8 protein-coding genes and 2 tRNA genes are annotated in these 14,366 nt (G+C 76.7%); 3 read left to right on the plus strand and 7 right to left on the minus strand.

Annotated features, from left to right (window positions below; all coding sequences use genetic code 11):
- Positions 1-4 precede the first annotated feature (4 nt).
- Positions 5-81 (minus strand) — tRNA-Met (locus tag I598_RS07075).
- A gap of 213 nt (positions 82-294) precedes the next feature.
- Positions 295-371, minus strand: a tRNA-Met gene (locus tag I598_RS07080).
- A 445-nt stretch (positions 372-816) separates the two neighbouring features.
- Here I598_RS07080 and I598_RS07090 point away from each other — a divergent pair.
- A complete protein-coding gene (locus I598_RS07090; protein WP_068202365.1) occupies positions 817-1,875 on the plus strand; it encodes a ThiF family adenylyltransferase in 1,059 nt (352 codons plus the stop codon).
- 85 nt (positions 1,876-1,960) lie between these two features.
- Here I598_RS07090 and I598_RS17840 read toward each other — a convergent pair whose 3' ends face one another.
- Together I598_RS17840 and I598_RS07100 are read right to left on the minus strand one after the other, a co-directional pair.
- On the minus strand, positions 1,961-2,332 hold the full coding sequence (locus I598_RS17840) for a WhiB family transcriptional regulator (RefSeq protein WP_068202366.1): 372 nt from the start codon (positions 2,330-2,332) through the stop codon (positions 1,961-1,963).
- Between the two features lie 543 nt (positions 2,333-2,875).
- A complete protein-coding gene (locus tag I598_RS07100) occupies positions 2,876-4,909 on the minus strand; it encodes an ATP-dependent helicase (protein ID WP_068202367.1) in 2,034 nt (677 codons plus the stop codon).
- A gap of 60 nt (positions 4,910-4,969) precedes the next feature.
- Between I598_RS07100 and I598_RS07105 the strand changes: the two genes are divergently transcribed.
- A complete protein-coding gene (locus tag I598_RS07105) occupies positions 4,970-5,236 on the plus strand; it encodes a mycoredoxin (protein WP_068202368.1) in 267 nt (88 codons plus the stop codon).
- A 24-nt stretch (positions 5,237-5,260) separates the two neighbouring features.
- Here I598_RS07105 and nudC read toward each other — a convergent pair whose 3' ends face one another.
- Complete coding sequence (nudC, locus tag I598_RS07110) at positions 5,261-6,208, minus strand: NAD(+) diphosphatase (RefSeq protein ID WP_068202369.1); 948 nt, start codon at positions 6,206-6,208, stop codon at positions 5,261-5,263.
- A 103-nt stretch (positions 6,209-6,311) separates the two neighbouring features.
- Between nudC and I598_RS07115 the strand changes: the two genes are divergently transcribed.
- Entirely contained in the window at positions 6,312-7,235 is a 924-nt protein-coding gene (locus I598_RS07115; RefSeq protein WP_068202370.1) for a phosphotransferase, read from the plus strand.
- 63 nt (positions 7,236-7,298) lie between these two features.
- Here the strand turns inward: I598_RS07115 and I598_RS07120 are convergent, their stop codons facing one another.
- Together I598_RS07120 and I598_RS07125 are read right to left on the minus strand one after the other, a co-directional pair.
- Positions 7,299-10,844 carry an ATP-dependent DNA helicase gene (locus I598_RS07120; protein WP_083973565.1) on the minus strand — a complete coding sequence of 1,182 codons (3,546 nt, stop codon included), beginning with the start codon at positions 10,842-10,844 and terminating at the stop codon, positions 7,299-7,301.
- On the minus strand, positions 10,841-14,221 hold the full coding sequence (locus tag I598_RS07125) for a UrvD/REP family ATP-dependent DNA helicase (protein ID WP_068202371.1): 3,381 nt from the start codon (positions 14,219-14,221) through the stop codon (positions 10,841-10,843). The genes I598_RS07120 and I598_RS07125 overlap by 4 nt, the downstream gene beginning before the upstream one ends.
- Between the last annotated feature and the right edge of the window lie 145 nt (positions 14,222-14,366).

The following is a 14,366-nucleotide window of genomic DNA, read 5'->3' on the forward strand; positions in this document are numbered from 1 at the left end:
GCACTGGTAGCGGGGGCAGGATTTGAACCTGCGACCTCTGGGTTATGAGCCCAGCGAGCTACCGAGCTGCTCCACCCCGCGGCGATTCCTGAACACTACGTCATCGCCCGGGGCCCCGTCCAACCGGCTCCCGGCGCCCCGCGACCGGAGCTGCCAGGACCGGCTCTCCGCGCCGCCGAGGCCGCCGAGCCCGGGGAAGGTCCCGCGGAGGTCGAGCGGCCCGAGCCGCCGGCGACGCAACCCCGGACATGACGAAGGCCCCCGACCGGTGAACCGGTCGGGGGCCTTCGCGTGTGGTAGCGGGGGCAGGATTTGAACCTGCGACCTCTGGGTTATGAGCCCAGCGAGCTACCGAGCTGCTCCACCCCGCGTCGATGGGTGCACGACCCCCAGCGCCGTTCCTGGTTCGCCGCCCAGCGCACGCTGGTCGGGTGCGCCCGCCCGTCGAGGTAGCGCGCCGAGAGCTCCTGGGCACGGTCCACCAGCTCGTCGTCCGACGGGCGACGCCGGCGCTCCTTGTCCTCCAGGCGGGCCAGCATCTTGGCGACCCACTCCCGCTCCTGGGCCTGCGAGAAGCGCGCGGGAATGGCCACGACGGTCCGATCCCCGTCGCGGTACGCGCTCACCGTGGCGGTCCGGCGTCGGCTCCGCCGGACCTCGACGGACGCCGTCGTGTCCTGGGCCACGCCCTGACAGTACCCGGTGGACACGCCGTCCGTGACCTCGGACACACCGGAGGCCTGCGCGGACGCCGGTTGTCCACAGCCCGCGAAGGACGTCGTGACGACGCCGCGGCACCCGTGGCACGGTGCAGCCATGCCCCGGACCCGTCGCACCACGCCCGAGCCGATCCTGCGGCCGGGCATGCCGGTGCTCGACCGCGGCGACGGCGCGGTGCAGCTCGGCACCGATCCCCGCTGGGCGCTCGTCCTCACCGGGCTGGAACCGCGCGAGGTCCGCTGGCTGTGCGACGTCGCCGCGCACCGTCACGCCTCCCTGCGCCGGGCGGCCGTCAGGCACGGGGTCACCGCCGACCGCCACGACGCCGTCGTCGCCACCCTCGCCCGGGGTGGCCTCGTCCTCACGGTGCCACCGGCCCGCACCGACGTCACGGCGGCCGCCGGCGGCAGCGCCGACGTCACCGCCCTGGCCGCGCTGCTGCCCGACGGCGACGGCCTCGGCACGCTGGCGCGACGCGCCCGCCGGACGGTCGCCGTCGTCGGGCTCGGCCGGATCGGCTCGCTGCTGGCCGCGCACCTGGGGACCGGCGGGGTGGGCACGCTCCTGCTCGACGACGACGGCCCTGTGCAGGTGACCGATCTCGGGGTCGGCACGTACGCGCAGGCGGACGTGGGGCGGCGGCGCGCCGACGCGCTCCGCGAGCTGCTCGCCGGGCGCTCGCCCGGCACGGTGACGGACGCGACGCGCTGGCGGGACGACGCGCCGCCGGACGCCGTCGTCGTGGTGGGCGACCGGGTGGACCGCCCGGAGTCGTTCGCCCGCCTGAGCAGCCTCGGCGTCGCGCACCTGTCCGTGGTCGTCCGGGAGGCCGACGTGCTCGTCGGCCCGTTCGTGCTGCCCGGCAGCACCGCCTGCGTGACGTGCCGTCACCACCACGCCGCCGACGACGACGCCCGCTGGCCCGACCTCGCCCGGCAGCTCCGCGCGTGGCACGGCGTGACGGGTCAGGAGACGGTGCTGGCGACGACGGTCGCGGCGGTCGCCGCCGGGCAGGTGCTCGCCCGGCTCGACGGGAACCGCCCGGCCCTGTGCGACACCGTCGCCGAGGTGCGGCTGCCGGACGCGCTGCCGCGGGTGCGCCCGCTCGCACCGCACCCGGTGTGCGGGTGCACGGCGGCCGTCCCGCCGCCCTGATGTCCCCCCAGATGTCCCCCGAGGAGCGGCGCGGACGTGCGAGCGGGGCCCGTCGCTCGGCGACGGGCCCCGCGGGGTGGGTGCTTCAGGCGGCGGCCTGCTCCGACTTGCGCGGCCGGCCCCGGCCACGCTTGCGGGCGACGACGACGCCGTCCACGAAGACCTCGCCGCCCCAGACGCCCCATGGCTCGGATCGCTCGAGGGCACCGGCCAGGCAGCCCGCCTGGAGCGGGCAGTCGCGGCAGAGCGCCTTGGCCTGCTCCACCTGGGTGGTGTGCTCGGCGAACCAGAGCTCGGGGTCGTTGGTCCGGCAGGGCAGCAGGGCCGCGAACTGTGCGTCGAGCTCGGCCGCCTCGTTCGGGTCCTGGGTCACGGGCTGGTGGGGGGTCCAGTGGCGGGCACCACCGGCGGGGGCCGCATCGACCAGCCGCTCGTCCAACAGCTGTGCGAGACGCACGATGTTCCTCCGTCAGGTCCTGGGTGTGAATGAACGTCGGTGTTCAGGACCTGCGGTGGACCCCTGTGGTCAGAGGTCTGGCTCGTCCGGCCGGTGAGGGCCGACATCCCGGTCGGGAATGACGAAGGCCGCGGGTCCCATGTGGACTCCGCGGCCTGGACCGGTGCTAGACCGGTTGACTCCAGGTGGCGGAGCTGGGTGCGAGAGAGGCGAGGGGATCGCCTGCGACGTGGCGCGTACGGACGCGCACGATCGGCTCGAAGCCACGCAGGGCAGAGTTCTCCCCCGTGTATCCGCCGATCGCGCCGATGAACGGCTTCATGATCTCCATCTCTTCACCCACCTCCTCACTGTCTCGGGCCCGCACCTCTCGGCGCGGACCGCCACGAACTCGGTCAGCACGAGCATAGACCTCGGCGTCCGTGGCGCCACATCTTTTTTGGAACTTTTTCTCGACGTTCTTCTCGACGTCCTTCTCGACGTCCTTCTCGACCCGGCTCGCACCACGCTCCGCGAGCCCGTTCCGCCGCCGCGTCGTGCCCCTCAGGCGCCCCGTCCGGCCGTCTCGACGAGGCTCAGCAGCGTCTGTCCGTAGCGGTCGATCTTCGCCGGGCCGATGCCGTTGATCCGCGCGAGCTGGGCGGTCGAACCCGGGCGCAGCTCGGCGATCGCCGCCAACGTGGCGTCGCCGAGCACCGTGTACGCCGGCTTGTCCGTCTCACGCGCCACCGACGACCGCCATTCCCGCAACGCGTCGAAGAGGGCTGCGTCGGCCTCCCCGAGCCGCGCTCGCGCCTGCCCGCGCTGCGCCCGTCCCGTCCCGCCGCGGCGGTCGTCGGGCCACAGCCCGTCGAGGAACCGGGTGCGCTTGCGGGTCGCCCGTCCGCCGGGGTTGCGCGACCGCGCGAACGACAGCTCCAGGTGGTCGCGGGCGCGGGTGACGCCGACGTACAGCAGCCGACGCTCCTCGTCCACGCCCTCGTCCGTCTCCGCCAGGGAGATCGGCATGAGGCCCTCGCTCATGCCCGCGAGGAACACCGCATCCCACTCCAGCCCCTTCGCGGCGTGCAGCGAGGCGAGCGTCACGCCCTCGACCGTCGGGGCGTGCTGCGCGGCCGCCCGTTCGGTGAGCTCGGCGACCAGCGCCTCCAGGGTCGCGGGCGCGTCGTCCGGCGCCGCCGCGGCGAGGTCGTCGGCCAGGCCGACCAGCGCCTGCATCGCCTCCCACCGCTCCCGCGTCGCGCCCCGGGCCGCCGGCGGCTTCTCCGCCCAGCCCGCCGACAGCAGGACGTCGCGGACCTGCTCGGGCATCGGCTGGTCCGGGTCGGCGGACCGCGCCGCCCCGCGCAGCAGCACCACCGCGTCCCGCACGTCCTTGCGCGAGAAGAAGCGCTCCCCGCCGCGCACCTGATAGCTCACCCCGGCGTCGGACAGCGCCGACTCGAACGCCGCCGACTGGGAGTTCGTGCGGTACAGCACCGCGATCTCGCTCGGACGCACGCCGTCGGCGACCAGCCGGGCGGCCCGCGCCGCGATCCCCGCGGCCTCCGCCTCGTCGTCGTCGTACGTCGTGAACGCCACCGGCGGCCCGGACGGCCGCTGCGCGACCAGCTCGAGCGCGTTCGTGACCCGCCCGCGGCGCAGCACGTCGTTGGCCAGGTGCACCACCTGCGGGGTCGAGCGGTAGTCCCGCACCAGGCGGATCACCTGCGCCCCCGGGTGCCGGCGCGGGAAGTCGAGCAGGAAGTGCTGCGTCGCGCCCGTGAACGAGTAGATCGTCTGCGACGGGTCCCCCACGACGCACAGCTCCTTGCGGTCCCCCAGCCACAGGCCCAGCAGGTACTCCTGCAGGGGCGACACGTCCTGGAACTCGTCCACGAGGAAGTGCCGGTACTGGGACCGCACCTGGTCCGCGACGTGCGGGTGCGAGCCCAGCATGTCGGCCAGCATGAGCAGCACGTCCTCGAAGTCGATGACGCCGCGCTCCGTCTTCACGTCCTCGTAGGCGGCGATCAGCCGGGAGACCGTCTGGTGGTCGTGGCCCGACGGCGGCGGACGGTCCTCGGACGCCGCCGCCTTCTCGTAGTCCTCCGCGCTGATCAGCGAGGACTTCGCCCACTCCACCTCGCTCGCGAGGTCCCGCACCGCGACCCGGTCGACCGACACCCCGAGCCGCCGCGCGGCCTCCGCCACCGCCGCGGCCTTGTGCTCGAGGATCTGCGGCGGCGCGCCGCCCACGACCCGCGGCCAGAAGTAGCCGAGCTGGCGCAGCGCCGCCGCGTGGAACGTGCGGGCCTGCACCCCGGCGACCCCCAGGTCGCGCAGCCGGGTCCGCATCTCCCCCGCGGCGCGCGCCGTGAACGTCACCGCGAGCACCGACGTCGGCGCGTACGCCCCCGTCCGCACGCCGTACGCGATGCGGTGCGTGATGGCGCGGGTCTTGCCCGTCCCGGCACCGGCCAGGACACAGACCGGACCGGTCAGGGCGAGGGCGACCTCCCGCTGCTCGGGGTCGAGCGCGTCGAGGATCGCGTCGGGATGAAGAGGGGCACCCGGGGAGTTGGTCGTGAGGGACATCGTCTGCGATTGTCGCAGCCGAGACCGACACCGCCACCGCCGTCCACAGGAGACCCCCCGATGACCGCCACCCCGACGCTCCCCGAGCCCGGCACGCTCACCATGTACTCGACCACGTGGTGCGGCTACTGCCGCCGGCTGCGCACGCAGCTCGACTCCGAGGGGATCCGTTACACGGTGATCGACATCGAGGACGAGCCGGAGACCGCCGCGTACGTCGAGCAGGTCAACGGCGGCAACCGCACCGTCCCCACGGTCGTCTACCCCGACGGCAGCGCCGCCACCAACCCGACGCTCGCCGACGTCAAGGCCGCGCTCGCGTCCTGACCGCGGCCACGGTGGGACCGGTGCTCACCAGGACCCGGGCAGCTCCGCGCCGTACCACTCCTCGATCAGGGCCCGGGCGATCGACGCCCGGCCCGGCAGGCCCACCTCGCCGCTCTCGACGGCGGCCAGCAGCCCGGCCCGGGTGAACCAGCGCGCCTCGCTCACCTCGTCGTCGTCCGTCCGGACCTCCGTCGACACCGCGCGCGCCCGGAACCCCAGCATCAGCGAGGCCGGGAACGGCCACGGCTGCGAGCCCCGGTAGACGACGTCGCCCGGCCCGGCGCCGATCGTCACGCCCGCCTCCTCGGCGACCTCCCGGCGCACCGCGTCCTCCAGCGCCTCGCCCGCCTCCACGAACCCCGCCAACGTGGAGAACCGGCCCGGCGCCCAGGCCGCCGCGTGCCCGAGCAGCAGGCGGTCGTCGTCGTCGACCACCGCCATGATCACCGCCGGATCGGTGCGCGGGTAGGACTCCCTGCCGTCCACCGGGCAGCGGCGCGCCCATCCCGCCTGCACGACCGTCGTCGGGGACCCGCACCGCCCGCAGTGTTCGTGGGTGCCGTGCCAGCCGGCCAGCGCGACCGCCTCCACCGCGAGCCCGTGGGCCAGCACCGCCACGTCGTCGTCCGCGGCGAGCGCCGCCACCTGCTCCCGGGCGGTGTCGCGCAGCCCCGCCCAGCCGTCCGCGCCCGTCGGCACCCCCGGGTCGTCGTCCCCGGGCAGGACCAGGGCGAGCCGGGCGGCGCCGTCCTGCTCCCCGAGGAAGAGCCGCAGGCCCTCCGGCAGGCCGGACGGCGGCAGCAGCGCCGCCCGGGGCGTCCCGGCCCCGACGACGGCGAGCCGGCCGCGGTGCAGCACCAGCGTGCGGGTCGTGGGATCGGCGAGCGCGCGGTCGATCACGTCGGGCTCCGTGCGGCGGTGCGCCGCGCGGTCGTGCCGCGTGCGGATGAAGGGCAGGTCCAGGACGTCCACGCCAGCGACCGTACCCGCGCCGGGGCCCGCCCGGGCACGCGGCGCCCGGACACGCCCGCACCGCAGCGACCCGCGCCGCCCCCGACCGCACTACGGTGAGCACGTGCCCCGCAGCCCGCTCGCCCTCGCCGCCCTGTCGACGGCCGCCGTCCCCGGCCTCGACGCGCGCACCGTGCACGCGGAGGACGTCCCCGGCGACTACGACGTCGCCGTCGTCACGACCGTCGACGCCGAGGAGTGGATGGTGCGCGCCCCCACCACCGCGCTCGCCGGGGCCGCGCTCGAGGCCGAGATCGAGCTCCTGGAGTCGCTGCACCTCTACGTCCAGGCCGGGGTGCTGCCGTTCGCGGTGCCGCAGATCGCCGGGTCCGCGCTGCTGCCCGAGGGCGGGCGCGCCGTCGTCCACCAGCGCCTCACCGGCGTGCCGCTCGACATCGGCGGGCTGCGTCCCGGACCCGGCCTCGCCGCCGACCTCGGCCGCACCCTTGCCGCCGTCCACGAGCTGCCCGCCGCCGTCGTCGAGGCGTGCGGGCTGCCGTCCTACACCGCCGCCGAGTACCGCGAGCGTCGTCTCGTCGAGCTCGACGAGGCCGCCGCGACCCGGCGCGTCCCCGCCGACCTGCTGCGCCGCTGGGAGCACGCACTGGAGGACGTCAGCCTGTGGCGGTTCCAGCCCGTCGTCGTGCACGGCGACCTCGCGCCCGACCAGGTGCTCGTCACCGGCAACCGGGTCACCAGCATCAGCGGCTGGTCCGACGCCCGCGTCGCCGACCCCGCCGACGACCTCGCCTGGCTCCTCGCGGCCGCACCCCCCGAGTGCGTCGACGCGATCATGGAGGCCTACCAGCTGCGCCGCACCGAGCTCACCGACCCGCGACTGGTCGACCGCGCGCTGCTCGTCGGTGAGCTGGCACTGGCCCGCTGGCTGCTGCACGGCGTGCGGCGCGGGCTGTCGGACGTCGTCGCGGACGCCGAGTCGATGCTCGCGGACCTGGACGAGGCGACCCGGGAGGACACCCCCGCCTGAGGCGTCGGCGGCACGGTGCGCCCGCGGCGCAGCGGCGCGCACCGGTGCAGGTGGCCGGCGGCCTCAGGCGCCACGGACCAGCGCTTCGAGACCGGCTTCGTCGAGGAGCTCCGTCGGACGCACCGTGGTGCCGTCGGCCACGTGGACGAACGCCGCGCTGACCTTCTCCACGGGAATGCCCTTCCACCGCGACCACGCGAGCCGGTAGGCGGCGAGCTGCACCTCCCGCTGGGCCCGGTCGACGGGGTCGCGGGGTGCGCGGCCCGTCTTCCAGTCCACGACGACGACGGCCGGGGCCTCCCCGGGAGCGGGTTCCGGGGCGTCGGGGTCGGGGAACACCGCGTCGATGCGGGAGCGGACCATGACCCCGCCGACCGGGGTCTCGACGTCCTGCTCGACGGCGACGGGGGTGAGCGCCGCCCACGGGGTGCCCAGGAAGAGCTCCTTGAGCTCGTCGAGGGCGAGGTCGCCCGAGTGGTCGCCGGCGTCCTCGGCGCCGGGCATGTCCTCGACGTCGAGCAGGGACGCGGCGCCGAAGTACTGCTCGACCCAGGCGTGGAAGAGCGTCCCGCGCCGGGCGTGGACCGTCGGCTCGACGGGCACGGGCCGGCGGAGCTGGCGCGCGAACTCGTCGCGGTCCCGGGCGAGGCGCACCAGCCCGGAGGCGGACACGTGGGCGGGCATCTCGACGCTCGGCTCGACGCGGTCGGCCCGCTCGGCCAGGAGGAGGCGGGCGAGACCGACGAGGTCGTGCCCGGTCTCGTCGACGAGACCGCCGTCGGCGGGCTCGGCGTCCGCGGCCGCACGGACGCGCGCGGCGGTGCGGCGCAGCAGGTCGCGCGCCGTCGGCACGTCGCCCGGCGCCGTCGGCGCGCTCCCCGGCACCGCCGGTTCCGGGGCGGTCCCGCCGGCCTCGGGCGCGGGCCACACGCCCGTGGGCACCTCGCCGTCGCGCGGGTTGTCGGTGCCGTCGGGGGCCGGTTCCCAGCCCTCCGTCGACACCAGGCCCGCCTCGGCGAGCTCCTGCAGGAACGGTGACAGGGCTCGCGGCTTGGCGGCCGTGCCCCACCAGTGCGCCGTGCAGAACAGCTCACGGCGGGCGCGGGTGAACGCGACGTAGGCGAGACGCCGCTCCTCGGCGAGCTGGTGCGCCCCGCAGTCGAGGACGAACTCGTCGCGCCGGGCCATCAGCTCCTTCGTGTCCGCCACGGACGCGAGGTCCAGGCCCGGGAGGTCCTCGGCGTCGCCGCGCAGAGGGTAGGGCAGCTCGCCCAGACCGGACAACCAGCCCGGCGAGGTGCGCCCCCGGGAGCTCTCGGCGACGGTCGGGAACACGCCGTCGACCAGCCCGGGGACGGCGACGACGTCCCACTCGAGCCCCTTCGCGGCGTGCGCCGTGATGATCTGCACGGCGTCCGGGTCGGGCTCGCGGACCGGCATGTCGAGGCCGCGCTCCTGGTCGTCGGCGACGCCGAGCCAGGCGAGGAACGCGCCGAGGGTGGCGACGTCCGCCGACTGGGCGAAGGAGGCCGCCACGTCGCGGAACGCGTCGAGGTGCTCGCGGCCGCGGCGGCTCACGCCGTCGGCGGCGTACGGCCCGGCACCCGCGAGGCCGTCCGCCAGCAGCTCGGCCGTCGCCACCTCGACGTCCAGGCCGAGCGCGCGCTCCGCCGCCACGACGAGCTCCGGCAACGACAGGTAGGTGAGGGAGCGCAGGTCCCGCAGCAGCCGGGCGAGGGCCGCGAGGCGGGTGCGTCCTTCCGGGGTGAGGACGCGGCCGTCGCGGGCGGCGCGACCCGGCTCGGGCAGGTCGTCGAGGGCGTCCACGAGAGACCGGTGGTCGACGACGTCACCCTCGACGACCGTCACCTCGTCGCCGTCCGGCACGTCGCCGGGTGCGTCGTCGGGCGCACCCGCGGCGGCGTGGCGGCGCCGCGGGTCGTCGCGACGGGCCAGGTCCGCCGCCGAGGAGCCCAGGGCGTGCAGGTCGGCGGCACCGAGGTTGACCCGCGGGCCCGTGAGCAGCCGCAGCAGGGAGTCCCCTCGCGACGGGTCGTGCACGGCCTCCAGCAGCGCGACGACGTCGACCACCTCGGGCGTGGTGAGCAGGCCGCCGAGCCCGACGACCTCGACGGGCAGCCCGCGGCGACGCAGGGCCGTCTCGAGCACGGCGAACTGCGACCGCGCCCGGCACAGCACGGCGGCGGTCACCCGGTCGGCGCCGTCGGGCCGGGTGCCGCGCCGCCAGCGGGCGGCGACGAGCTCGGCGACGACCTCGGCCTCCTCCTCGAGGGTGGCGGCGACGTGCGCCCGCACGACGCCCTGGCCGGCGCCGTCCCGCAGGTGCAGCGGCGGCACCGGCACGGCCGTCCCGGCGTCCCGCAGCGGCCCCGAGGCGACGTTGGCGGCGGCGAGGACGGCGGCGTCGTTGCGCCACGACGTGCTGAGGAAGCGCACCGGGGCCGCACCGCCGTCGGCGTGCCGGAACCGGTCCGGGAACCGCGACAGCCCCGCGGCCGACGCGCCGCGCCAGCCGTAGATCGACTGGTGCGGGTCGCCGACGGCGGTCACGGCGTGCCCCCCGCCGAACAGGCCGGCCAGCAGCTCGACCTGCGCGAACGACGTGTCCTGGTACTCGTCGAGCAGCACGGCCCGGAAGCGCGTGCGCTCGGCGGCGCCGACCGCGGGCACGGTGCGCGCCAGCTCGGCGGCGAAGGCGACCTGGTCGCCGAAGTCGAGGGAGTCCGCGACCCGCTTGCGGCGCCGGTACTCGGCGACCAGGTCCAGGAGCCGGGCACGTTCGGCGACCGACCGGATCAGCTTCTCCACGTCCTGGGTGCGCGCCCGCTGCCGGGGCCCCAGCGGCAGGGAGTCCAGCCGCTCGACGATCCCGTCGAGGACGTCACGGGCCTCGTCGACGCCGCGCAGGTGCTCCCCCAGTGCTCCGGACAGCGACAGCACCGCCCCCACGACGGTGCTCACCGCCTTGTCGGTGCCGAGGTCGCCGTCCCACGACTCGACGACCTCGGCCGCGAGCTGCCACTGGTTGGCCTCCCCCAGGAGCCGTGAGCCCGGCTCGACCCCGAGCCGCAGGCCGTGGTCCGCCACGAGGGACGCCGCGTACGCGTTGTAGGTCGCCACGGTGGGGCGGGCGAGCAGGTCGAGGTCGGCCGTGGTGCGACCCTCCGCGCGGGCCAGCTGGGCGAGCCGCGACTGGACGCGGGTGGAGAGCTCGCCGGCGGCCTTGCGCGTGAAGGTCAGGCCGAGCACCTCCTCGGGCTCGACGAGCCCGTTCGCGATGAGCCACACGACGCGCGCCGCCATCGTCTCCGTCTTGCCGGACCCGGCGCCCGCCACGACGAGCACAGGCTCCAGCGGGGCCTCGATGACGGCCACCTGCTCGTCCGTCGGCGCGGGGCGGCCGAGCTTCTCCGCGATGTCCCGCGCCGAGTACCGGGGGCGCGACACATCGACCGGGCTCTCCAGCTCGGGGAAGCCGAGGTCGGTGTCACGGTGGTCGGCGTCGAGCGCCGCCCACCAGGTCTCGTCGCCGAGGGTGGCGTGCCCGTCGTCCTCGGGGAGCTGGTCGCCGGTGGGGTGGCTCGTCACGGGACGACCGTCCTTCCCTCGGGCTGCACGGGGCAGCTGCGCCGCACCGGGCACATCCCGCACAGGTCGTTCTGCTGGGCCGTGAACGCCGACGCCGCCATCGTGTCGGCGGCCTGCGTGACCAGCGCCCGCGCCCAGCTCGACCCGTCCGGCTCCGGCTCCAGGGCGGCCTGGGCACGCAGCGCCGGCCCCCGGGTGTCCGTCCCGACGTAGACGAGCCGCGCACCTGCGCTGCGTGTCCCCGCGGGCAGGTCGAGCGCACCCTCGGTCACGGCGAGCTGGTAGGCGCCGAGCTGCGGGTTCTCCGCCGCCTTGTCCTTCGACGTCGCCGACCGTCCCGTCTTGAGGTCGGCGACCGTGACGGCGTCGTCGCCGTCCCGCTCGACCCGGTCGATCTTGCCGCGCAGCAGGGCCCGGCCCACGGGCACCTCGAAGGCCGGCTCGACGAGCACGGGCTCCCCCGCCTCGGCGGTGTAGGCGGCCAGCCGCTCGATCATCGCCTCGGCCCGGCGGCGCAGCTGGCGGGCGGGCCAGCCGTCCGCGAGCGCGAGCTCGGGCCAGCGCCGGTCGAGCTCGGCCCGCAGCGCCGTGAGCGACCCGGCGGGATGTTCCTCCGCGATGCTGTGCACGAGGGTGCCGAGGCTCTGGTGGGTGGCGTCCGGCGCCGTGCCGCCCGCCGACTCGAACGCCCAGCGCACCGCGCAGGTGGTCACGGTGTCGACCTTGGACGGCGACACCGTGACGACGTCGTCGGGGCCCCACAGCGGGGCACCGCTCGACGTCGCCGCGACGCCGTACCAGGTGCGCGGGTCGGCCTCGGCGACGCCGGCCCCGGCGAGCCGGGCCAGCAGCGCGGCCGCGGTGTCCGCGGCGCCGCCGTCCGGCCCGGCCGGGCCGGTGCGTGCCGCACCCGGGACCAGGTCCGCCGCCGCCTCGCGGACCAGCTCCGCCCGGGCCGCCGCGACGACGCCCCGCAGGTCGAGCGGCGGGCCGACGCGCACCCGGCGCGGGTCGGGGCCCTCACCGTCGTCGCCGCGCGGGGACACGACGTCGCAGAACACCGACGGCGACTCCTCGGCGTCCTCGACGGCGGTGACGAGCAGCCGGCGACGAGCGCGGGACGTCGCGACGGCGAAGGAGCGCAGCTCGTCGGCGAGAACCTGGGCGCGCGCCTCCTTGCCGACCCCGTGGGCGTCCTGGCTGCGACCGGCGAGGAGCTCGACGAGCGCCTGGGAGCCGAGCAGGGAGTCCCGCAGGCGCAGGTCCGGCCACACGCCGTCCTGGACGCCCGCGACCACGACGACGTCCCACTCGCGCCCGGCGGCGCCCGCCGGCGTGAGGGCCTCCACGGCCCGCGCCCCCGTCGCGGACGCCGCGAGGGAGTCGGCGGGGAGGTCCTGGGAGGCGAGGTAGTCGACGAACGAGGCCACGGGGGCACCGGGCATGCGCTCGACGTAGGTCTCGGCGGCCCGGAAGAGCGCCAGCACGGCGTCGAGGTCGCGGTCGGCGCGCACCCCGGCCGGACCGCCCGCGAGGGCGAGGTCGCGCCAACGGTCGGCGAGGCCGGTGGCCGCCCACACGGCCCACAGCACGGTCTGGGCGGTCGCCCCGTCGGCCGCGGCCGCCGCCCGCCCGGCGGCGAGCACGCGGGCCACGGCGGTCGGGCCGCGACGCACGGCCGCGGGCAGGGTCGTGGCCCGGTCGGGGTCGCCCAGGACCTCGACGAGCAGCGCGTCGGACGACCTGCCGCCGCCGCCGGCGAGCTCCTCGGCCCGCAGGGCGCGGCGCAGCCGCCGCAGGGAGACCGCGTCGAGGCCGCCGACCGGGGAGGTGAGCAGCAGGGCGGCCGCCCCCGGGTCGAGCCCGTCCAGGTCGCCGTCGCCGGCCGGGGCGTCGTCGTCGGTCGGACGCAGGTCGGCCAGCAGGCGGTCGAGCGAGCCGGGACCCGCGCAGATCCGCACCGCCGTCAGCAGCGGGACGACCGCGGGCTCGTCGCGCAGCGGGACGTCCGAGCCGAGCAGCGCGACGGGCACGGACGCCGCCACGAGGTCGCGGCGCAGCGCGGCGAGCCGGTCACCGCTGCGCGCGATCACGGCCATGCGCTCCCACGGCGTGCCGTGCAGCAGGTGCTCGGCCCGGAGCTCGCGCGCGACGTAGGCGGCCTCCTGCGCGGCACCCGCCAGGACGGCGACGTCGACGCGCGGGGTCCCGGCCACGGTCCGGCCGGTGCCGGCCTTCCCGTCCCCGCCGCCCGGGCCGGCGTCGGCGCCGGACGGCTCCGTGGCGTCCGGCCCTCCGGGCCGGGCGTCCGCACCGCGGTGCAGCGGACCACCGACGGTGGGCACCCGCGAGGTGACGGCGCGGTTGACCGCGCGCAGGCGCTCCGGCTGGCGCCAGGAGGTCCCGAGGACGACGGGACGCGCGTCGAAGGCGCCGACCTCGTCCCCGCGCGCCCCGGCCCGCCCGACGAGCGCTGGCGCGGCGCCGCGGAACCCCTGCACGGCGACGTCCGGGTCCGCGACGAGCACCAGCCGCGCGCCGCCGGCGCGCAGCACGCCCAGCAGACGCGCGGTCGCGACGGTGGCCTCCTGGTAGTCGTCCACGACGACGAGGTCCCACGTCGGCGCGGGCACCTCCGGCACGACCTCCGTCCACGTCGCCAGCGCGTGCGCGGCCTCGTCGACGACGACCGCGGGGTCGAACCGCTCCCCCGCGTCCGGGGTCCCCTGCCGCAGCGCCGACACGAACCGGTACTCCTCGTAGAGCCGCGCCCCGAGCTCCCACTCGGGTCGTTCGTGGCGGCGGCCGAGCTCGGCGAGGTCCGCCGGTTCGAGCCCTCGTTCGGCGGCGCGCATGAGCAGGTCGCGCAGCTCCTGGCGCAGGCCGCGCAGCCCCAGCGCCTCGGCCGGCAGGTCCGGGGGCAGGGGGAGGTCGACGCCCTCGCCGTCGAGGTGCCCGGCGAGCAGCTCGCCCAGCACCAGGTCCTGCTCCGGCCCGGACACCAGCGTGGGCGACGGCTCGCCGAGGGCGTCCGCCCGGGAGCGCAGCACCGCGAAGGCGGCCGACGCGGCCGTGCGGACCATGGGCGCACCGATCGTGCGGCCCGTCGCCGCCGTCACCTCGTCGCGCAGCCGGGCGGCGGCACGTCGGGACGCGGCGAGCACGAGCACGCGGGCGGGGTCGGTCCCCGCCTCGACCGCTTGCACCGCGACCTCGCGGACCACCGTCGTCTTGCCGGTCCCCGGTGCACCCACGACGAGCGTCGCGGGCTCCGAGGACGCCGCCACCACCGCGGCGTGCTGCTGCGGGTCCAGCACGACGGCGGCCCCGGCGCTGCGCGCGGGGGCCGGCGGCTCGAGACGGACGGCGGCGGTCACGAGGAGATTCGACCACGGGCCACCGACACGGCCCGCGTGCGTTCACCCTGCGCGGACGACGACGCCTCGGCCCGGTCGGCGTGCATAGGATCGTGGCGGCCAGGAACCACCCGGCGTCGCGGGTCGCGGCGTCGATCGCGAAGGA

Origin of the sequence: Isoptericola dokdonensis DS-3 (genome assembly GCF_001636295.1) — a bacterium.
Lineage (GTDB): Bacteria > Actinomycetota > Actinomycetes > Actinomycetales > Cellulomonadaceae > Isoptericola > Isoptericola dokdonensis.

Excerpts from the sequence above, each read along its gene's own strand:
- I598_RS07100 (WP_068202367.1), bottom strand. The coding sequence starts at position 4,909 with ATGTCCCTCACGACCAACTCCCCGGGTGCCCCTCTTCATCCCGACGCG.
- I598_RS07105 (WP_068202368.1), top strand. The coding sequence starts at position 4,970 with ATGACCGCCACCCCGACGCTCCCCGAGCCCGGCACGCTCACCATGTAC.
- I598_RS07090 (WP_068202365.1), top strand. The coding sequence starts at position 817 with ATGCCCCGGACCCGTCGCACCACGCCCGAGCCGATCCTGCGGCCGGGC.